Below are 19,945 nucleotides of genomic sequence, written 5' to 3'. Positions count from 1 at the left end.
TTGATTATAATTAAAGCTAAATTTAGCTGTTTACTTTGTATGAAAAAAGGTTAATTCCTTACAACAGAAATAGGGTTTCTAGAATGAAACGTAACAAAACGTAGAAGCTAAAAAGAATTTCACATCTTCATCAACCAAGAACGCACATCCACTTCTTGTTTAATGATAGCTCTTAAATCTTCAATTTTTACACGCTCTTGTTCCATAGTATCTCTATGCCGAATGGTAACTGTGTTATCTTCTTTGGTATCATGATCTACGGTAATACAGAAAGGCGTTCCGTTGGCATCTTGTCGTCTATAACGTCTTCCAACCGCATCTTTTTCATCGTAATCTATATTAAAATCCCATTTCAAATCTTCTACAATCTGTTTTGCTATTTCAGGTAATCCATCTTTTTTAACCAATGGTAAAATGGCAGCTTTCACAGGTGCTAAAACGCTTGGAAGTTTTAAAACTGTTCTTGTTGTTCCATTTTCGAGTTCTTCTTCTTGCAACGAATTTGAGAAAACTGCTAAAAACATACGGTCTAAACCAATTGAGGTTTCTAAAACGTAAGGGGTGTAACTCGCATTTTCTTCATGATCGAAATACTGCAATTTCTTTCCGGAAAATTCTTCGTGCGCTTTTAAATCAAAATCGGTTCTAGAATGTATACCTTCTAATTCTTTAAATCCAAATGGGAATTTAAACTCAATATCGGCAGCGGCATCAGCATAATGCGCTAATTTCTCATGGTCATGAAAACGATAATTATCCGCTCCCATACCTAAAGACAAGTGCCATTTCATTCTGTGTTCCTTCCAATACTCATACCATTTTTGTTGCGTACCAGGTTTTATGAAAAATTGCATTTCCATTTGTTCAAACTCACGCATTCTAAAAATAAACTGTCTTGCAACAATTTCATTTCTAAAAGCTTTACCGGTTTGAGCGATACCAAACGGAATCTTCATGCGCCCTGTTTTCTGTACGTTCAAAAAGTTGACGAAAATACCTTGAGCTGTTTCAGGGCGTAAATATAAATCCATCGCGCTTTCTGCTGAGGCACCAAGCTTCGTCCCAAACATCAAATTAAATTGTTTTACGTCTGTCCAGTTTTTGCTTCCCGTTAAAGGATCTGCTATGTCTAATTCTTCAATAAGAGCTTTTACATCGGCTAAATCTTCATTCTCTAAAGATTTCGCCATTCGAGAAAGCGTACTATTTATTTTTTCTTGATAACCTAAAACACGTCCGTTGGTGGATATAAACTCCTCTTTATTAAAAGCATCGCCAAATCGCTTTGCCGCTTTTTTAACTTCTTTCTCAATTTTAGCCTCAATTTTAGCACAATAGTCTTCAATTAAAACATCGGCGCGATAACGTTTTTTAGAATCTTTATTATCAATTAAAGGGTCGTTAAAAGCATCAACGTGTCCTGATGCTTTCCATGTAGTTGGGTGCATGAAAATTGCAGCGTCAATACCAACAATGTTATCATTCATTTGCACCATGGCTTTCCACCAGTAGTCGCGTATATTCTTTTTTAATTCTGCTCCGTTTTGGGCATAGTCGTAAACTGCGCTTAAACCATCATATATTTCGCTACTCTGAAATACGTATCCGTACTCCTTTGCATGCGAAATTACCTTCTTAAATTGATCATCTTGATTTGCCATAGGTGCAAAAATAAAAAACCACTTGAAACTAAAAGCCTTGTTCGTTAAAAATTAAGTAATTTTTTATTTATGTTTACATGTCATGACCTTAGAAATTTATGATACAATCTCTAGTAAACTTATTCTTTCCAAAAATATGCTATGCTTGTCTTAATTTATTAGAGGACAATCAGGATACAATTTGTATTAATTGTAGACACGATTTACCAGTAACTAACTTTCATTTTAATGATGATGATACAGTTTTAAAAGTTTTTTTTGGACGTGTTAAAGTTGAAAAAGCCACAGCATTATTTAGATTTGAGAAAAAGGGCACTGTACAACAACTAATACATGGACTTAAATATATAGGATATGAAAATATCGGATATTTACTTGGAGATTGGCTTGGAGGCGAGTTAAAAACTATTGAACATTACAATACTATAGATTTGGTAATTCCTGTACCCTTGCATAAAAAGAAATTAAAAAAGAGAGGCTATAACCAGGTATCCAAATTTGGTAAACAAATTGCAAAAGCTTTAAATGCTAAATATGTTGATGATGCTCTTTTAAAAATCACCAATACCAAATCCCAAGTAAATAAAAGACGATTTGCTAGATGGAATGAAAGTGACGAGTTATTCACCCTCCAAAATAAGAATGCAATTGAGAATAAACATATTCTTTTAGTTGATGATATTATTACAACAGGAGCAACCCTGGAAGCTTGTATAAATGTACTAAATCAAGCTAACAATATTAAAATTAGCATTGCAGTTATGGCAATAGCCTAAAGAGTTATTCGTTATCTCTTTAAAATTATGTAGGTTTCTTCTGTGAAGAATCAAATTTAGATTGAAAAAATAGAAAATTTTGTTTCACTTTAGTAACCGCTTCGCTAGTACATGAATTTTTTTCATTCTGTTTTTAAGAATTCCAGAACAAAAAAATTCATGTACTTTTGCTGGAAATTTAAAATTGTTGATGAATAAGACCCTTTCAAATTTTATTTTAGCAGTAGCTGTAGGAGCTATTTTTATCAATTGCGCTAACCGAGGAACACCAGATGGGGGTCCGAAAGATGAATTGCCTCCAGAAATAATAAAGTCTGAACCTGAAAACTATTCTACTAATTTTAAAGGTGATGAAATAAAGATTTATTTTAATGAATTTGTTAAGCTAAAAGATTTACAAAAGCAACTAATTATTTCGCCACCTATGATAACACAACCGGAGATTAAACCAATAGGGAGTGCTAACAAGTTTATTACAGTTAAAATTTACGACACGCTTCAACCTAATACGACCTATGCTTTTAATTTTGGAAACAGCATACAAGATAATAATGAAGGAAACCCTTATTCATATTACAGATATGTGTTCTCGACGGGTGATTATATAGATTCTTTAACTGTTAAAGGAAATATTGTTGACGCAACAAAAAGACAACCAGAAACCTTTGTTTCTGTTGCCCTTTATGAAGTAGATTCTACATTTAGTGATTCCATAGTTTATAAAGAAACACCTAAGTACATAACTAATACTTTAGATAGTTTAACCACTTTTACTATAGAAAACATAAAAGAAGGAAAGTATTTGTTAGTAGCTTTAAAAGATAGTAATGGCGATAATAAGTTTCAACAAAAAACAGACCAAATTGGGTTTTATGAAACACCAATTGATGTGCCAACAGATTCTGTATATACTCTAAAATTGTTTAATGAAGATTTAGACTTTAAAGCGGTAAGACCTCGATTAATTTCTGGCGAAAAAATAGCTTTTGGATATGAAGGCGATTATAAGGACATGAGAATTGAAATACTCTCAGATGTATCAGAAGACTTTTCATATAGAATAACAAAAGATAAAGAAACAGATTCGCTTTATTATTGGTATACACCAAGACAAGAAGTAGATTCTTTAATTTTTAAAGTGTCACATCCAACTTTCGAAAAAGAGTTTACAGCTAGAATTAGCGAACAGAAACGTGATTCTTTAACTTTAGATATTTCCCCATCCGGAAGTATTGGTTATGATGATTCCATCAAAATTTTTGGAAGCACACCGTTTAAGAATATTGATGCTTCTAAAGTGGCCATTATAGACAAAGATTCCACTGCGGTCACATTCACTTCAAAGTTTGATAGTATTACCAATATTTATGCTATAGATTTTGAGAAAACTGAAGAGAATAGATATAATATTCAAATATTGCCGGAAGCCTTCACTGGGTTTTTCGATGTAAAGAATGATACATTAAATTATTCGGTTAACACAAAAAAGCTATCAGATTTTGGTTATATACGGTTTAATTTGGTGAATGCAGTATATCCTATTATTGTTCAATTAACTGATGAAAAAGGCGAAGTGAAAGAAGAACGCTATGCTATAGAAAACAAGCCTTTAGACTTTTTAAATGTGAATCCAGGGAAATATTTTGTTCGGGCTGTTTTTGATTCCAACGGAAATAAAAAATACGACACAGGCAACTACCTAAAAAAAACACAACCAGAGCGGGTAAGTCATTTTGAAATGACGGAAGAGGTTCGAGCTGATTGGGGATTAATTGAGACTTTACAATTTATTCAAGAGTAAAATCATCTTTATCATCTAAAAACTTTAGTTTATTTCTATAAGTCTCGATATGTTTTTTTTCTAAAGTAACAATTTCTATTTGCTCCTTATTTGGCTGAAAAGAAGTTAACGTATTTCCTAATACGTCATATACTGCGGAGTGCCCTGAATATTCACTATTGAGTCCATCTTTGCCTAAGCGATTAACACCAATGCAATAACTCATATTTTCTATGGCACGTGCTTTTAGTAAAGCATCCCATGCAGACACTCTGGGTTTTGGCCAATTGGCAACATATATTAGAACATCATAATCGGCTACATTTCTTGCCCAAACAGGAAATCGTAAATCATAACAAATTAACGGACATATTTTCCAGCCTTTGTAATTTATAATCACTTTTTCAGAGCCTGCTGTATAAACTTTGTCCTCACCAACGAGCGTAAAAGTATGTCGTTTATTGTAAGTCGAAATATATCCAGAAGGTTCAACAAAAAGCAATCTGTTATAATATTTATTATTTTCTTTTATTACTAAACTTCCAGTAATAACAGCATTCATTTTTTTGGCTTGCTCTCGCATCCACTTAACAGTGGCGCCATCAATCGATTCTGCAACTTGAGAAGCATTCATTGTGAATCCTGTGGCAAACATTTCGGGTAATACAATAATATCTAGATCACCAGAGATTGTTTCAATTTTTTTGGTAAAATTAATCCGATTAAGTTCAGGGTTTTCCCAAACTAAATCAGATTGAATTAATGCTATATTAAGCTGCTTTTGCATTTAGTAATTATGCCTTTTATAGTTTCTTTTTAGCCGTATTGTGAGACTTTTCGAATTTTTCAATCTTTTCAAGCCATTTTGCTTCATCTTCAGGAGACAATTTACCTTTCTTTTTTAATTTTTCATACTTTTTTATAGCTCCTTGATATTTTTTTGCAGATTTATCAAAACTTAATTGCGCCTTTTTTCTCTTTTTTAACGCTTTTTCTGCCTTTTTTTGTCTCTTTTCTGCTTTTTTCTGGTCTTTTCCTGCCTTTTCTAGTTGTTTTTGAGTTTCTTCAGTTTCTTTAATTCGAGACATTTTATTGTTGAAAGTAGTTCGAATTTGTCTTCTTTCCTCAACAGATAAAGTTTCGGTTACATCAACATCACCTTTAAAGATTTTTTCTTTTTTAACGTCGTAAGTTGCGCCATTAACATTCACTTCTTGAGCTTAGTAAAAAGCCAAAACCGATAAACAATAGTGTTATTAAAAACTTCATAATTTTTGTGTTATAAAATTAAACTTGCTATTTGGACACAAAACTTTATAAAAAGTTACTGTATAATCGAGATTTAAATCCTCGGTAATTGTTTAGAAAACGATAATACATTTTCCTTTTGAATACCTTGTGGGCTTGCATCTGGGTAGTTTGCTAAATGTTATTTAAAATTTCTGCAGCTTGTTTTAATGTGTTATCCTTTTTGGCAAAACAAAATCGTAATACCTTATTATCTAAATTATTATGATTAAAAACAGATAGGGGAATGGATGCGAGACCAAAATCAATGGTCATTCGTTTGGCAAAGTCAACATCATATTCTTGAGTAATTTCAGAATAATCTAAAACTTGAAAGTAAGTGCCTTTTGAGGGTTTAAATTTAAATTTAGAATCTTGAATTAGACTCAAAAACAAATCTCTTTTCTTCTGGTAAAATTCAGAGAGTTCTAAGTAATGGTTGGGTTCTTGCATATAATCTGCAATGCCTTTTTGAGTGGGATGATGAACACAGAACACATTAAATTGATGTACTTGTATAAACATAGCCATTAACTCTTTGGGTGCACAACAATAACCAACACGCCAACCTGTATTGTGGAAGGTTTTGCAAAATGACGCTACAACAAAACTTCTTGATTTTAAATCAGGAAATAAACAGGCGCTTTGATGCTTTTCTTCATCATAAATCATGTGTTCATACACCTCGTCACTAAGCACTATAATGTTGGTGTTTTTTGTGATGCTTTGTAACTGGAGCATATCTTCTTTAGAGAACGCCATCCCAGATGGGTTGTGAGGGGTATTGATAATAATCATTTTTGTGCGACTATTAACTTTCTGTTTTACAGTATTCCAGTTTATGCCAAAATCGGGAGCTTCCAATTGAATGGGAATAATTTTTCCACCATTAAGTCTTACTGCAGGTTCATAACTATCATAGGCTGGTTTAAAAATAACAACCTCGTCGTTTGGTTTTACAAAGGTGTTAATAATAGTAAAAATAGCTTGTGTCGCTCCGGCAGTAATGGTTATTTCATTTTCTGGATGGTAACTTGAATTATATAGGAGAGCCATTTTATTTGCAATTGCTTCACGCAATTCTAAATTACCAGGCATAGGCGCATATTGGTTGTAACCAGAATTCATGGCCTTAGCAACTAAGTCTATAAGTTTTTGGTCACTACCAAAATCTGGAAAACCTTGAGATAAGTTAATTGCGTTATGCTTTTTAGCCAACCGACTCATTATTGAAAAAATTGTTGTGCCTACGTTTGGGAGTTTAGAAATATGCTGCATAAATGTAAAGATACAGACTTCCAATAAAAATTCACACGCCTAATTTATGAAGTAGTTCTTGTTTGAAAGTTCTACCAATAGGAATTTTATTTGTTTTCACGAAAATGATATTGCCTGAAATTTTATCTACAAATTTACTATTGATAATAAAGGATTTATGTACTTGAACAAATTGATTATCTGAAAGCTTTATTGTCCAATTTTTCAAAGAATCAATGTACGAGAGCTTTTGGTTTTCGGTAACTACCGTAATATAATTCCTGTCTGATTCAATATAGAGAATAGTGTTTATAATTATTTTATGAAGCGTTTTGTCGACGTTTAAAAAGATAGTTTCTTCATTATCATCAGAGGTATTATTATTTCCTTCTAGTCTGTCTTTGGCTTTGTTTACAGCCTTAAAAAACCGATTGAATGAAAAGGGTTTGACCAAATAATCTACAATGGTGTCAAGCTCAAAGCTATTTGCAGCATACTCTGGATATGCTGTAGTGATAATAATAGCAGGAGGGTTTTTTATAGTCTTGATAAAATCAAGCCCAGACATATCGGGTAAATTAATATCTAAAAAAACAATATCGATGGCGTTATTATTTAAAAATGAATTGGCTTCAATAGCAGCTTGATACGTCGAGATTAATTTGAGACTTGGTATTCTAGCAATAAAACTTTTTAGAATTTTTTGCGCAGGTATTTCGTCTTCTATAATGATACAATTCATATGCTGGTTTTCAAAAGTGTCAATTAATTAGATTTTTGTCAAATTAAGGCTTAGCGTCACTTTAAATAATTCTGACTTATTAATGTTAAACTCATACACGTCTTTATAAATGAGTTCTAATCTTTTTTCTAGATTTTGTAAGCCAATTTTTAAATCGGATGAGCTTGTTTTATTTTCATCAAAATTATTTTCACACATTAAATTTAAGACCCCATTTTTAACTTCTATGTTTATATTAATATGGCTATTTAAAGTACTGTGTTTAAAAGCATTTTCAATGATGGTGATTAATAATAATGGCGCAATTTTATGTTGTAAAGAATCAATATTAGTTGAATAATTAATTTGTTTAACACCTTCGGTTCGGATTTTTTGAAATTTTATATAATTATCTATAAACCTTATTTCCTTTTTTAGAGAAATTGTTTTCTCATTACTTTCATACAAAACATGTTTTAGATTATCTGAAAGCATTAAAACAAGATCTGGCGTTTCATTTGGTTTTTCTAAAGAGTAGGAATAAATAGTATTCAAATTATTGAATAATACATGAGGATTTATTTGCGATTTTAGAAATTTTAATTCCATTTCGGCATGATCCTTTTTAATGATTTCAACCTCTTCTTGTTTATCAATAAACCGATATAATACCCAGATAAAAGAAAAGAAAATAAGAGGTACTAAAGATTGCCATAAATAATCACTTAAGCATTTAAAAACGGAACATCCACATTGTGCAAAAGAATAGCAATAGAGTTGAGTTGCTAAAAATGAAACAGTGGCAAAAACAAACACATATAAAACGTATAGTTTTTTTCTAACAAAAAAGGGTAGGAGTAAAAAATTATTAATATATACTATGATTATTAAAAGGGTTAAGTACTGAAGAAACGGATTTTCTTTCCAATAAAAATCTGAAAACAAAAAGAGTGATACAAATACAAAGAGCATCCAGAAGAGGATGTGAACTAGAGCTTGAGAAATATATTTATTTAGAATTTGCATATAGTTCTTGAAAATTAACTAGAAAAGCTTGAACTGTCAAAAGAAATGTACAAAACTCATGTTTGTTGGTGCGAACTACTTGTTTAATAGCCGGATTGTTTTGCTAGAATCGATTTTATTTTTTGTTTTTAAAGAAAGAACCATTGGAATTTTTTAAATAATATGCTAGAAGTTTTATTTTGAATTAAAAATAGTGCTTTATTAATACATTGAGGTTTGATAATTAATTTTGAATAAATACATTTGCTAAAACTAAATAAAGAAATATAATGAATATACCATCAGAATTAAAATATACTAAGGACCATGAGTGGGTTAAAATAGAAGGAGACATAGCTACTATTGGAATTACAGATTTTGCTCAAGGCGAACTTGGTGATATTGTTTACGTAGAAGTTGAAACTGTTGATGAAACTTTAGATGCTGAAGAAATATTCGGAACAGTAGAAGCAGTTAAAACAGTGTCGGATTTATTTTTACCAATGTCTGGAGAGATTATTGAATTCAATGATTCTTTAGAGGACCAGCCTGAAACTGTGAATACAGATCCTTATGGTGATGGTTGGATGATAAAACTAAAATGTTCTGATATGTCACAAACAGATACACTTATGTCTGCTGATGATTATAAAGTACTCATAGGTGCTTAAAAAACACGCTTTATTTTTTGCTGTTTTATACACGGCTTTTTTAGTCTCTTTAAGCCTGATTAAACTAGGAAAATTACCAGATTTAGGAACTTCCTTTAATGATAAAATATTTCATTTTTTGGCGTATTTTGTATTGCCTATTTTATGGCATTTTGTTTTTTATCACAAGTATAAGATAGGAATAACAAAAGCAATTATTTATTCAGGGATATTTTCTTTTATTATTGGCGTCATTATTGAATTACTTCAAGGATGTTTAACAGAAAGCAGAGTTTCAGATATTTACGATGTTGGGGCAAACACCTTTGGTATTATTATTGCTGTATTTGTATTAATAGTTTATAACATAAAAGAAGTTAAAAAGAGATAATCGCTTGTTTTTTTAACAAATAAATGGTTATTTTAGCAATCCTGATAAAACAATAAGATATGGAACCTAAGAAAAATCCTAAAGCAAATGTTGGACGTAACAGTTCGCTGTATTTCGCAATTGGTTTAGCTTTAATGTTGTTTTTAACAAACTACGCTATCAATTACAAAACGTATGATAAGTCTAATATAGATATTGGACAATTGAATTTAGATGAGTTAGATGATGAAGAAATTCCAATCACAGAACAAATTCAAACTCCACCACCACCACCACCACCGCCTGCAGCTCCAGAGGTTATCGAGATTGTAGAAGATGAAGAAGAGGTAGAGGAAACAGTAATTGAATCGACCGAGACTGATCAGGAAGAAGAAATAGTTGAGGTGGAAGAAGTAGAGGTAGAAGAAGTAGATGAAGATATAGAAGTTCCATTTGCAGTTATTGAAAATGTGCCAATTTTTCCAGGATGTGAAAACAAAAGCGGAAACAACGCTAAGAAAGCTTGTATGTCTGAAAAAATCTCAAAATTTGTTAATAGAAAGTTTAATACAGAATTAGCTAGCGATTTAGGTTTATCAGGTAGACAACGTATTAATGTTATTTTTAAAATCAGTAAAACGGGTGATATAACAGGAGTACGTGCAAGAGCACCACACCCGGGATTAGAAAAAGAAGCAGCTAGAGTAATTAATCTACTGCCAAAAATGAAACCAGGAAAACAACGTGGTAAAGCTGTAACAGTTCCATACTCATTACCGATTATTTTTCAAGTGCAAGATTAAGAAGTATTCCTCTAAAGGAACAACCAAATAAATTAAAATCCCGTTACAAATTTTGTATCGGGATTTCTTTTTTTGGTATGCTTATTGTGATTTTATCATAACATTAGCATTTAAACTTTAATTATTATGAGAACTTCAAAGAAGTCTCGCGAACTCATTCGGCAAAATGAGCATATCGCGAAAAAATCACAAAAGCATGATGTAAATTTACAAAAAAACTCAACCCTCTATTTCCAAATTGGATTAATAGTCTGTTTGTTATTTACCTATGGTTTGTTTGAAATGAAATTTGAAACAAACGTTCCTTCAGAAATACCTAAGCCAACGATTGAAGACGATAATTTATACGTGTTTAATGATGTTGTAAAAGTTTTTGAAGAAGAGTTTAAGAAAGAAGAAGTTAAAAAGAAACCAACTATCCTTGTAAAGGAACCTGTTATTTTTGAAGATCCTAGTGTTGAAGAAACTCCTGAAATTTTTACTGAACCAGAATCAAAAGGAAATCCTCTTTCACCAAATGAAATACCATCAGTAATTGAAATTGAGGAAGAAGTGGACGTGCTTATATCTTTAGTTCATGACGTTCCTATTTATCCTGGTTGTGAAAGATTCAAAAAAAATGACGATAGAAAAAAATGCATGTCCGAGAAAATTTCTAAGCTTATTTTAAGAAAATTTGATACGGGTATTGGAAGTGAATATGGGTTATCAGGAAGACAACGTATAAATGTTACCTTTAAAATAGACAAAACAGGAAATGTTGCGGATATTATAACTAGAGGCCCTCATCCTGAATTAGATAAAGAAGCGAAAAGAGTTATCGGTATTATCCCGAAAATGACACCTGGAAAGCAAAATAACAAAAATGTAGGAGTGATTTATAGTCTGCCTATCATTTTTCAAGTCGAGAATTATTAAACATTAAAGTATTTATGATATTAAACCGTTATTAATGTTAATTTAGTAACGGTTTTTTCTTGGCTCCTGTTTGTTTCATTTTCTTACAAATATTGATTCAAATTCAAATAAACGAACGGTTACCGAATCTAAAAAAATATAGTATCTTTCAGCTCTAAATCAATGCTTAACAAAATACCATGAAGCGATTCGTTGTACTACTCCTACTTTTAGTTCAATATAATATCTCCGCACAAAGCACTCCTTTTAATGAGAAGCCGCCTGTATTTTCAGAATGTAAAAACATCACGATTGACTCACTTCAAAAATGTTTTGACACTAATGTGTTTAAAAAGATTTATGAAAACTTTAAAGTGCCTCAAAAAGCTCTAGACGAAAGTTATAAAGGCGAAGTTGTCGTACTTTTTGAAGTAGATACGACAGGGGTATTTCGAGTAATCTATGTTGATGCTATTTATAGCGAGTTGAAAGATGAAACAAAACGGGTATTTGATATGTTTCCTAAAATTCAACCAGCAACATATAATGGGCGAAAAACTTATAAGCAGTATTCTATGCCGATTAAGATTCCTTTGGTAAATCAAGAAACGGTGTCTCAAGATTTAGCTAAAGAAAATGAGATATCTAAATTAGAACAACAAGCAAAAGCCGAGTTTGACAGCGTTAATGCCACATTGATACCTTTTGAAAATAAAGGGTATTCAAGTCAATTAAATATTCCATTTACGCATAGCGATTATGCTAGATTTGATAGAAATATAAATGTTATTGGCACAAATAGTCACTCTGCCTCAAAACCATTTGTATACGATGAGGTTGCGAAGTATTACGATTTTAAAGTAGAAAAGGATAAACTAAAGAAAGAAACAAGTACTTGGGCAGGTAAAAAGCTATGGAATGAGCATTTAGTACAATTACAAGGAAAGGATTATTGGTTTACAATCGATCCTATTTTCGACTTGCAAGTTGGAAAAGATACTGATGCCGATTTTAGTTCGACTTACAACAATACACGTGGTTTTTTGGTACAAGGTGGATTGGGAAAAAAGTTCAATTTTTATACAGCTGTTTTTGAAAGTCAAGGGCGTTTTGCACAATACGTTAATACGTATGCAGAAAGTTTAAAAGCCTTTGGTCCGGATCCTGCAATTATTCCTGGACGTGGTATAGCCAAGAGTTTTAAAAGTGATTCCTACGATTATCCAGTTGCGGAGGCTTATTTGTCTTATGCTCCGGCTAAGTTTATTAATATTCAGTTTGGTCATGGCAAAAATTTTATTGGAGATGGCTATCGTTCTTTGTTTTTAAGTGATGTTGCAAGCCCGAGGCCATTTTTAAAATTAAACACAAAATTTTGGAAAATTAAATATACCAATACATGGATGTGGTTGAAAGATGTTCGACCAGAAGTGACTGAGGATGGCGCATTTTTAACAAAGTATATGGCGAATCATTATTTAAGTTGGAATGTGTCTAAACGATTAAACTTAGGATTCTTTGAATCGGTTTTGTGGACAAATACCAACGAACGCGGCTTCGACATCAATTATTTAAATCCTGTTATTTTTTATCGAGCCATTGAATTTGAAACCGGCCAAGGAGCTGGAAATGCTATTTTAGGAGCTTCAGCGAAATATAAATTTAAAGATAATATTTATGCCTATAGCCAATTTGTCTTAGATGAATTCTCTCTAAATGATGTAAAAGGTGGTGAGAAAAGTTGGAAAAATAAGTTTGGTTATCAATTAGGAGTTAAATATTTCAATGCGTTTAAGGTTGATAATTTATTACTTCAGTTAGAATACAATCGTGTTCGTCCTTATACGTATTCTCATAATACGGTTATTCTGAATTATGGTCATAATAACCAGTCTATGGCACACTTATGGGGAGCTAACTTTAGTGAAACAGTTTTAATTGGTCGTTATCATTACAATAGATGGTATGCAAATGCTAAAATTATTTTTGGTTCTCGTGGATTGGACTTTAATGATGGCGTAGATAATTTTAGTTATGGCGGTGATATCTATAGGAATTATAATGAAAGACCTTTCAATACAGGTGTTGAAGTTGGGCAAGGTATAAAAGCGAAAACATTTTATGGTAATTTACAAGCTGGATATTTAATTAACCCAGCATCTAACCTTAAAATATTTACGGATATTACCTTTAGAAACTTTAATCCAGAAAGCACAACGACCTCTACTTTTAAAAGTGATACTGTTTGGTTTAATTTTGGTATTAGAACCGACTTATTTAATTGGTATTTTGATTTTTAAATTTGTTATTCCTCCGAATCAGGAGAACTAACAGGAAGGAATCTTATTGAATATAGTTATCACTCTTTCAAACTCTTATAAAGCGTACGTCTCATTTTTTCAGAAGAAATATAGCAACAGTCATAATTTAAATCATCGTATGTTTTTGTCAAAGACGCATTAGAAGATACTTCTTCTTCAGTTTTACTATTTTTAATTTCAGTTAATACGTTCGATTTTAAGTCTATTAGCATTTTTAAAAAAGTTTCATATTCTTTTTTATTTGAGATGCTTCCATGACCAGGTATAATTTTAGTGTTTTCATCTATAAGTATCAATACGTCTTTAACAGCATCGATATAACCTGTAACACTTCCGCCAGAATTTAAATCGATATATGGGTACCGATTATGGAAGAATACATCACCTGTGTGTAACACATTACTTTCAGTAAAATAAAGCATGCTATCGCCATCAGTATGGGCATTATCAAAATGCATAGCGATAACTTGTTCGCCGTTAATATAAAGGCTTAATTTATCGTTAAAAGTGATGGTAGGCAAGGATTCATCAGATTGTCTTTTATTATTTTTTACACGTTTATAGACATTATCATGAGCTATAATGTTGGCATTAAGTTTCGAGATATTTTTATTGCCACCAGTGTGGTCTCCGTGGTGATGCGTATTTGCCAAAAACTTGATAGGTTTGTCGCTTAACGCTTTTATAGCTTCAAGAATCTTCGGTGTCAATTTTGCAAATTGGCTATCAATCATTAATACACCATCTTCACCAATAGAAATACCGATATTTCCACCTTGCCCCTCTAGCATATAAATGTTCTCAGTCAGTTTATGAGTTTTTATTGTGACCTCTTTGTTTTGGGAACAAGCACTTAATATAAAACCAAAGATTAAAAATGCCGAGATAGATTTATAAAGTTTCATAATGAATTTAATTGATGTTATATTGATTAAAAATACGACTTTTTATTTCAGAAGTGAGAATTAAATAACAGTTAAAAAGCATTGCTCAAAATGCTGTAATAAAGTATCTTTGCACTCGCAAATAGAAAGCGAACAAGCAAATAGACCATTGAGTAAATCAAAATCTTCATTAGCAACATCTTCGGTAATTTCAGACTTTAAGGAAATCACTAAAATGCGACTCGCTTTAAGTGTTGTTTTTTCGTCTATTGCAGGCTATTTATTGGGAGTAGAAACGGTTGACTACAAAACTCTATTGTTATTAGGTTTAGGTGGTTACTTTATGGTTGGTGCATCAAATGCCTTCAACCAGATTATAGAAAAAGATTTGGACTCTTTAATGAGTCGTACCAAAAACAGACCTATCCCAGCGGGACGTATGTCTGTGAATACAGCCTTCATTATTGCTACTGTTTTTACGTTGTTAGGAGTCATTATACTTTACACTATTAATAAGCAAACAGCTATGTTTGGTGCTATTTCAATCTTTTTGTACACCTGTGTATATACACCTTTAAAAACGAAAACACCGTTGGCGGTATTTGTAGGGGCCATTCCAGGAGCAATCCCGTTTATGTTAGGGTGGGTAGCAGCTAAAGACGATTTTGGTATTGAACCAGGAACCTTATTTGCGTTGCAGTTCTTTTGGCAATTTCCCCATTTCTGGGCCATTGGCTGGTTTTTATTCGAAGATTATAAAAAAGGAGGATTCTTTATGCTTCCGACAGGAAAGCAAGATAAAGGAACTGCAGTTCAAATAATAATGTATACCATCTGGACTTTGATAGTATCAATAATCCCTGTTTTTGGGTTTACCGGAAGCTTAGAATTATCGATTGTCTCAGCTGCTATTGTTTTTCTTTTAGGTTTATGGATGTTTTATTATGCCATTCGTTTATTTAAATTAATGACTGAAAAGGCTGCAAAACAATTAATGCTAGTGAGTGTTTCTTATATTTCATTAGTACAAATAGTATACGTAATTGATAAATTTATTAGGTAGTTATGGATTTAACACAAGGCACTTTAGAAGAAAAAAATAGCAGAGCTAAAAAGATGATGCTTTGGTTTGGTATTATTTCATTAATAATGTCGTTTGCTGGATGGACAAGTGCATATATAGTGAGTAAATCGAGACCAGATTGGTTGAAAGATTTCGATTTACCTCATGCATTTATAATAAGTGTACTAATAATTGTAGTTAGTAGTGTCACGTTTGTGTTCGCTGGAAAAGCGCTAAAAAATAACAAGAGAAGTCAAGTTACTTGGTTATTATTGGCAACACTCGTTTTGGGGTTTGCCTTTATTTACAATCAATTTTCGGCTTTTAACGAGATAATAGGAGATGGTTATCATTTTACGGGCCCAACTAGTAATATTACCATGACATTTATCTTTATAATTGCATTTATGCACATTTTGCATGTTGTGGTAGGTCTAATTTGTTTGTTAGTAGTAATTTATAATCATTTTAAACAAAAGTATACATCCACAAATATGTTAGGATTTGAACTAGCAGCAACCTTTTGGCATTTTCTAGATGTACTATGGGTGTTACTCTTTTTGTTTTTATATTTTTTTAGATAGTTTTTATTGGGTATTTCAAGGTCTAAAGTAACATCTCGATGTACTTTTATTTAGAGTGTGTATAATTTATAGCTGGATGTTTCTTTAGATAAATAAATTGAGTATTTTTGTGCAACTTTTAAATAACAACCAACATATATGAGTACTACAGTTGTAAATACTGGAACAGAAGGTAAAACTTGGGGTGGCGGAAATAAACCACTAAATGCAAGTTATGGTAAAATGATGATGTGGTTTTTCATTGTATCTGATGCCTTGACATTTTCAGGTTTTTTAGCGGCCTATGGCTTTTCAAGATTCAAGTTCATAGATTCATGGCCAATTGCCGATGAAGTGTTTACACACGTTCCTTTTTTACATGGTCAAGAGCTACCTATGATTTATGTAGCTTTCATGACTTTTATCCTTATTATGTCTTCGGTTACTATGGTTTTGGCTGTTGATGCTGGACATCATTTAAATAAGGCTAAGGTTACCATTTACATGTTCTTAACCATTATTGGCGGTTTAATATTCGTTGGTTCTCAAGCATGGGAATGGGCAACGTTTATTCAAGGAGATTTTGGTGCTGTACAAACAAAAGGAGGTAATATTTTACAATTTGTTGATACTGATGGTCACAGAGTTGCTTTACGAGATTTTGTAGTTGCTGAAGAAAAATATAGAACTGAACATAATAGAAAAGATGGTCTTTGGTTTGTGCAAGAAGGAACTTTACCAACATATACTGTTGATGAAGTTGTTCATGGATTGGAGTCTCATGACAATGTATTGGTAAGAACGCAAATAATTAATGAAGCAGGAGAAAAAACAGTTTTGACTAGATCAGAATCTTTAAGGCAAATTAAGGAGAATGGTGTAGCCGTAGTAGAAGGAGCAAATCTGCATGTTAATGAATATGGTTCGCCGTTATTTGCTGACTTCTTTTTCTTTATAACTGGGTTTCACGGATTTCACGTATTCTCCGGAGTGGTTATAAATATCATTATTTTCTTTAATGTAATTTTGGGTACTTACGAAAGGCGTAAAAATTACGAGATGGTTGAAAAAGTTGGATTATACTGGCACTTTGTAGATTTAGTTTGGGTATTTGTATTTACATTCTTCTACCTAGTTTAATAAGAAAATTATAATTAGAAATGGCACACGCACATAAATTAGAAATATTTAGAGGCTTAGTTAAGTTTAAATCCAATACTCAAAAAATTTGGGGAGTTTTAGTCTTTTTAACTATTGTAACCGGTATTGAAGTAGTTTTGGGAATTTATAAGCCAGAATCTTTAATGGCTATGTTTTTAGGGATGAAAATTTTAAACTGGATATTCATTATTTTAACTATTGTAAAGGCTTACTATATTACATGGGATTTCATGCACATGCGCGATGAAACTATATCTTTAAGACGCATGGTTGTATGGACAGCTATATTCTTAATTCTTTATTTAATATTTATATTATTACAAGAAGGCGGATACGTTTTCGATGTTTATAAAGACGGATTTGTAAAAAGAGATTTTTAACTATAATATATAGTTAAATAGATATATTAAGGCGGTTTTTAAACCGCCTTTTTTTATTTTTGCACGAGATTAAATTGATAGGTAAAAACACCATAAAAAATGGATTACAAGAAAGTTAGCAGATATGTTGTCTTGGGAATTTTATTCTTTCTTCCAGTTACCTTTTTATTGTTTTTATATCCAGCAACGCATAACTATACACCATTAGATATTGTAAATGATGAGATCTCAGATTTAGATACATTTACTTCAAAATCTGAAGAAAAAGTGCTTTTAAAAGGCCACATAACGGTAGTCGGATTTTTTGGTGAAAATCCAAACGATAAATCCACAACAGCATTAAATTTAAAAGAATTAGTTTACGATAAATTTAAAGGATTTAAACGTTTTCAAGTGGTTATTATCATGCCAATAGGAACGGAAGAATCTATTGAAAAGTTAAAATCTGAAATAAGTTCTTATGAAGATTTAAGATTTTGGCATTTCGTATTTGGAAGTCCAAAAGAAATACAGGCTGTATTTGAAAGTTTAGAATATAAACAAGGTTTGAGTCAAAAATTAAGTACCGATATGGTTTTTTTGGTTGATAAAGATTTAAACCAAAGAGGGAGAATAGACGACAGAACAGATAAAGAAGTTGAAAAGAATAAAGCCATGTATCCTTTGCTTTCTTATGATTGTATTGAAGTATCAGAAATCAAGAATAAAATGAGTGATGATTTACGGATATTATTCACCGAGTATCGTCAGAAAAGAAAAGGACAATTTAATTCTGATACTAGAAGAGCAGATGATTTAAAATTAGAGACTTATGAATAAAATAAAAAAAACAAATTATTCATACATAGGGATTGCCTTTATTATTTTGGTTTTTGGAATCATTTTTATACCAAGAATCATTGATAGAATATCGAATAATGATATTTCCAGACAAGAAAGTAGAAGCGATTTGAAAGAAGAAAATAAAGTAGTCGATTCAGAAGCTTTAGTTTTCATTGAAAACAATGGTGTTAAAAGAAAAGTGCCACCATTTAGTTTTACAAACCAAGATGGAGAAACAATTACCAATCAAAATTATTTAGGTAAGGTATATGTGGTAGAATTCTTTTTTACAACCTGTCCAACTATATGCCCTAAGATGAATGCTAATTTAATTCAAATTCAGAATGCATTTAAAGGTTTTGAGAATTTTGGTGTGGCATCATTTACTATAAACCCGGATTACGATACACCTGAAATTCTAAAAAATTACGCAGAACATTACGGAGTTATAAATCCGAATTGGCATTTATTAACTGGAGCACAAGAGGCTATTTATAAACTAGCCAACGAAGGTTTTTATATTTATACAGCTGAAAATGAAAATGTAGAAGGCGGCTTTGAACATTCAGGAAATTTCGCCTTAATTGATAAAAATGGTTTTATACGTTCAAGACAAGATGACTTTGGAAACCCAATAATATATTATAGAGGCATCGTTTCTGAAGCCGAAAAAGTTGATGATGATGGTGTAAAAGAAGAAATTAGTTCTCTAAAAGAAGATATTAAAAAACTGCTTAATGAATAAAGAACAACCTGAAATTTTAGATGATAAAAAGTACAACAAATTAATTGTTGCTTTATCTATTATAATTCCAGCTGCAGTTGCAGCGCTTTTCGGTATAAAAATAGATATTGAATTACCGGTTTTTTTACCACCAATTTATGCGACAATAAATGGTATTACGGCCTTGGTTTTAATTTTTGCTGTATTTCAAATAAAGAAAGGAAATAGAAAATTTCATGAAAGACTTATGAAATTTGCGATAACACTTTCAGTATTATTCTTGACTATGTATATTTTATACCACATGACTAGTGATTCAACGAGTTACCAGGGAGAATATAGGTCAATTTATTTTTTCATATTGTTAAGCCATATCATACTGTCTGTGGCGGTAATACCTTTTGTTTTAATAACCTATGTAAGAGCTATAACTAATAATTTTGAGAAACATAAAAAAATAGCAAAAATTACGTTTCCGCTGTGGCTATATGTAGCAGTAAGTGGTGTTGTTGTTTATATTATGATTTCACCATACTACCTTTAATGTCATTCTAAGCGTAGCGTATAACTTTTAATAATGAAACAAAAAATAGCCTTTTTTCTCTTTTCTTTTCTCTTTTTTCTAGAGACTAATGCACAATGCGCTATGTGTCGAGCAGTTTTAGAAAGTGAAGGAAATAAAACGGTGGCTGAGGGTATTAACGATGGGATTGTTTATCTTATGGCGATTCCATATATTCTTGTTGGGGGAATAGGATATATTATTTACAGAAAATATAGTAAAGCCAATAAGCAAAACAGCTAAATTATTTTTGTAACA

General features: G+C 31.7%; 22 protein-coding genes. 15 read left to right on the top strand and 7 right to left on the bottom strand.

What is annotated here, in order from left to right; translation table 11 throughout:
* Positions 1-119 precede the first annotated feature (119 nt).
* On the bottom strand, positions 120-1,661 hold the full coding sequence (locus AC2D6V_RS02125) for a glycine--tRNA ligase (protein ID WP_484646392.1): 1,542 nt from the start codon (positions 1,659-1,661) through the stop codon (positions 120-122).
* 98 nt (positions 1,662-1,759) lie between these two features.
* On the opposite strand from AC2D6V_RS02125, the gene AC2D6V_RS02120 reads away from it, so the two are divergent.
* Together AC2D6V_RS02120 and AC2D6V_RS02115 are read left to right on the top strand one after the other, a co-directional pair.
* On the top strand, positions 1,760-2,437 hold the full coding sequence (locus AC2D6V_RS02120) for a ComF family protein (protein WP_484646391.1): 678 nt from the start codon (positions 1,760-1,762) through the stop codon (positions 2,435-2,437).
* Between the two features lie 190 nt (positions 2,438-2,627).
* A complete protein-coding gene (locus tag AC2D6V_RS02115; RefSeq protein ID WP_484646390.1) occupies positions 2,628-4,238 on the top strand; it encodes an Ig-like domain-containing domain in 1,611 nt (536 codons plus the stop codon).
* On the opposite strand, the gene AC2D6V_RS02110 is transcribed toward AC2D6V_RS02115, so the two are convergent.
* From AC2D6V_RS02110 to AC2D6V_RS02090, 5 genes are all read right to left on the bottom strand, one after another.
* On the bottom strand, positions 4,225-5,004 hold the full coding sequence (locus AC2D6V_RS02110) for an amidohydrolase (protein ID WP_484646389.1): 780 nt from the start codon (positions 5,002-5,004) through the stop codon (positions 4,225-4,227). The genes AC2D6V_RS02115 and AC2D6V_RS02110 overlap by 14 nt on opposite strands.
* Before the next feature lie 16 nt (positions 5,005-5,020).
* A complete protein-coding gene (locus AC2D6V_RS02105) occupies positions 5,021-5,428 on the bottom strand; it encodes a hypothetical protein (protein WP_484646388.1) in 408 nt (135 codons plus the stop codon).
* Between the two features lie 211 nt (positions 5,429-5,639).
* Positions 5,640-6,782: a methionine aminotransferase gene (locus AC2D6V_RS02100; protein WP_484646387.1), complete on the bottom strand. Its 1,143-nt coding sequence runs from the start codon at positions 6,780-6,782 to the stop codon at positions 5,640-5,642.
* A 31-nt stretch (positions 6,783-6,813) separates the two neighbouring features.
* Entirely contained in the window at positions 6,814-7,503 is a 690-nt protein-coding gene (locus AC2D6V_RS02095) for a LytR/AlgR family response regulator transcription factor (protein WP_484646386.1), read from the bottom strand.
* A gap of 27 nt (positions 7,504-7,530) precedes the next feature.
* Complete coding sequence (locus tag AC2D6V_RS02090) at positions 7,531-8,454, bottom strand: sensor histidine kinase (protein WP_484646385.1); 924 nt, start codon at positions 8,452-8,454, stop codon at positions 7,531-7,533.
* 323 nt (positions 8,455-8,777) lie between these two features.
* Between AC2D6V_RS02090 and gcvH the strand changes: the two genes are divergently transcribed.
* The 5 genes from gcvH (at position 8,778) to AC2D6V_RS02065 (ending at position 13,507) form a co-directional block, all read left to right on the top strand.
* Positions 8,778-9,158: a glycine cleavage system protein GcvH gene (gcvH, locus tag AC2D6V_RS02085; RefSeq protein WP_484646384.1), complete on the top strand. Its 381-nt coding sequence runs from the start codon at positions 8,778-8,780 to the stop codon at positions 9,156-9,158.
* On the top strand, positions 9,151-9,528 hold the full coding sequence (locus tag AC2D6V_RS02080; RefSeq protein ID WP_484646383.1) for a VanZ family protein: 378 nt from the start codon (positions 9,151-9,153) through the stop codon (positions 9,526-9,528). Before gcvH ends, AC2D6V_RS02080 begins: the two co-directional genes overlap by 8 nt.
* A gap of 59 nt (positions 9,529-9,587) precedes the next feature.
* Positions 9,588-10,310 carry an energy transducer TonB gene (locus tag AC2D6V_RS02075; RefSeq protein ID WP_484646382.1) on the top strand — a complete coding sequence of 241 codons (723 nt, stop codon included), beginning with the start codon at positions 9,588-9,590 and terminating at the stop codon, positions 10,308-10,310.
* Between the two features lie 126 nt (positions 10,311-10,436).
* Positions 10,437-11,228, top strand: a complete 792-nt coding sequence (locus AC2D6V_RS02070; RefSeq protein WP_484646381.1) for an energy transducer TonB — start codon at positions 10,437-10,439, stop codon at positions 11,226-11,228.
* A 179-nt stretch (positions 11,229-11,407) separates the two neighbouring features.
* Complete coding sequence (locus tag AC2D6V_RS02065) at positions 11,408-13,507, top strand: gliding motility protein RemB (protein ID WP_484646380.1); 2,100 nt, start codon at positions 11,408-11,410, stop codon at positions 13,505-13,507.
* A gap of 59 nt (positions 13,508-13,566) precedes the next feature.
* On the opposite strand, the gene AC2D6V_RS02060 is transcribed toward AC2D6V_RS02065, so the two are convergent.
* Entirely contained in the window at positions 13,567-14,433 is an 867-nt protein-coding gene (locus AC2D6V_RS02060; protein ID WP_484646379.1) for an MBL fold metallo-hydrolase, read from the bottom strand.
* Positions 14,434-14,581: 148 nt separating this feature from the next.
* Between AC2D6V_RS02060 and cyoE the strand changes: the two genes are divergently transcribed.
* From cyoE to AC2D6V_RS02020, 8 genes are all read left to right on the top strand, one after another.
* Complete coding sequence (cyoE, locus tag AC2D6V_RS02055) at positions 14,582-15,475, top strand: heme o synthase (RefSeq protein ID WP_484646378.1); 894 nt, start codon at positions 14,582-14,584, stop codon at positions 15,473-15,475.
* Positions 15,476-15,477: 2 nt separating this feature from the next.
* A complete protein-coding gene (locus AC2D6V_RS02050) occupies positions 15,478-16,059 on the top strand; it encodes a cytochrome c oxidase subunit 3 (RefSeq protein ID WP_484646377.1) in 582 nt (193 codons plus the stop codon).
* A 138-nt stretch (positions 16,060-16,197) separates the two neighbouring features.
* The gene (locus AC2D6V_RS02045) at positions 16,198-17,178 is read left to right on the top strand and encodes a cytochrome c oxidase subunit 3 (RefSeq protein WP_484646376.1); all 981 of its coding nucleotides are present in this window, start codon (positions 16,198-16,200) and stop codon (positions 17,176-17,178) included.
* 20 nt (positions 17,179-17,198) lie between these two features.
* Positions 17,199-17,579, top strand: a complete 381-nt coding sequence (locus AC2D6V_RS02040) for a cytochrome C oxidase subunit IV family protein (protein ID WP_484646375.1) — start codon at positions 17,199-17,201, stop codon at positions 17,577-17,579.
* 99 nt (positions 17,580-17,678) lie between these two features.
* Positions 17,679-18,398 (top strand): hypothetical protein, encoded by a 720-nt coding sequence (locus AC2D6V_RS02035; RefSeq protein ID WP_484646374.1) that lies wholly within the window; start codon positions 17,679-17,681, stop codon positions 18,396-18,398.
* Positions 18,391-19,146, top strand: coding sequence for an SCO family protein (locus tag AC2D6V_RS02030; RefSeq protein WP_484646373.1), 756 nt, complete (start codon positions 18,391-18,393; stop codon positions 19,144-19,146). The genes AC2D6V_RS02035 and AC2D6V_RS02030 overlap by 8 nt, the downstream gene beginning before the upstream one ends.
* Positions 19,139-19,669, top strand: a complete 531-nt coding sequence (locus AC2D6V_RS02025) for a DUF420 domain-containing protein (RefSeq protein ID WP_484646372.1) — start codon at positions 19,139-19,141, stop codon at positions 19,667-19,669. The genes AC2D6V_RS02030 and AC2D6V_RS02025 overlap by 8 nt, the downstream gene beginning before the upstream one ends.
* A gap of 33 nt (positions 19,670-19,702) precedes the next feature.
* Positions 19,703-19,930, top strand: coding sequence for a hypothetical protein (locus AC2D6V_RS02020; protein WP_484646371.1), 228 nt, complete (start codon positions 19,703-19,705; stop codon positions 19,928-19,930).
* Positions 19,931-19,945 lie beyond the last annotated feature (15 nt).

The sequence above is a fragment of the Algibacter sp. YIN40 genome, from assembly GCF_057219435.1.
Note: the sequence above shows the minus strand (reverse complement) of the source record. Positions and strands in the feature narration are given on the sequence as shown.

Coding starts and splice junctions, on each gene's coding strand:
- AC2D6V_RS02060 (WP_484646379.1), bottom strand. CDS start 14,433: ATGAAACTTTATAAATCTATCTCGGCATTTTTAATCTTTGGTTTTATA.
- AC2D6V_RS02025 (WP_484646372.1), top strand. CDS start 19,139: ATGAATAAAGAACAACCTGAAATTTTAGATGATAAAAAGTACAACAAA.
- AC2D6V_RS02125 (WP_484646392.1), bottom strand. CDS start 1,661: ATGGCAAATCAAGATGATCAATTTAAGAAGGTAATTTCGCATGCAAAG.
- AC2D6V_RS02115 (WP_484646390.1), top strand. CDS start 2,628: ATGAATAAGACCCTTTCAAATTTTATTTTAGCAGTAGCTGTAGGAGCT.
- AC2D6V_RS02100 (WP_484646387.1), bottom strand. CDS start 6,782: ATGCAGCATATTTCTAAACTCCCAAACGTAGGCACAACAATTTTTTCA.
- AC2D6V_RS02075 (WP_484646382.1), top strand. CDS start 9,588: ATGGAACCTAAGAAAAATCCTAAAGCAAATGTTGGACGTAACAGTTCG.
- AC2D6V_RS02095 (WP_484646386.1), bottom strand. CDS start 7,503: ATGAATTGTATCATTATAGAAGACGAAATACCTGCGCAAAAAATTCTA.
- AC2D6V_RS02120 (WP_484646391.1), top strand. CDS start 1,760: ATGATACAATCTCTAGTAAACTTATTCTTTCCAAAAATATGCTATGCT.
- AC2D6V_RS02035 (WP_484646374.1), top strand. CDS start 17,679: ATGGATTACAAGAAAGTTAGCAGATATGTTGTCTTGGGAATTTTATTC.
- AC2D6V_RS02030 (WP_484646373.1), top strand. CDS start 18,391: ATGAATAAAATAAAAAAAACAAATTATTCATACATAGGGATTGCCTTT.
- AC2D6V_RS02070 (WP_484646381.1), top strand. CDS start 10,437: ATGAGAACTTCAAAGAAGTCTCGCGAACTCATTCGGCAAAATGAGCAT.
- AC2D6V_RS02050 (WP_484646377.1), top strand. CDS start 15,478: ATGGATTTAACACAAGGCACTTTAGAAGAAAAAAATAGCAGAGCTAAA.
- AC2D6V_RS02090 (WP_484646385.1), bottom strand. CDS start 8,454: ATGCTCTTTGTATTTGTATCACTCTTTTTGTTTTCAGATTTTTATTGG.
- AC2D6V_RS02065 (WP_484646380.1), top strand. CDS start 11,408: ATGAAGCGATTCGTTGTACTACTCCTACTTTTAGTTCAATATAATATC.
- AC2D6V_RS02040 (WP_484646375.1), top strand. CDS start 17,199: ATGGCACACGCACATAAATTAGAAATATTTAGAGGCTTAGTTAAGTTT.
- gcvH (WP_484646384.1), top strand. CDS start 8,778: ATGAATATACCATCAGAATTAAAATATACTAAGGACCATGAGTGGGTT.
- AC2D6V_RS02020 (WP_484646371.1), top strand. CDS start 19,703: ATGAAACAAAAAATAGCCTTTTTTCTCTTTTCTTTTCTCTTTTTTCTA.
- AC2D6V_RS02045 (WP_484646376.1), top strand. CDS start 16,198: ATGAGTACTACAGTTGTAAATACTGGAACAGAAGGTAAAACTTGGGGT.
- AC2D6V_RS02110 (WP_484646389.1), bottom strand. CDS start 5,004: ATGCAAAAGCAGCTTAATATAGCATTAATTCAATCTGATTTAGTTTGG.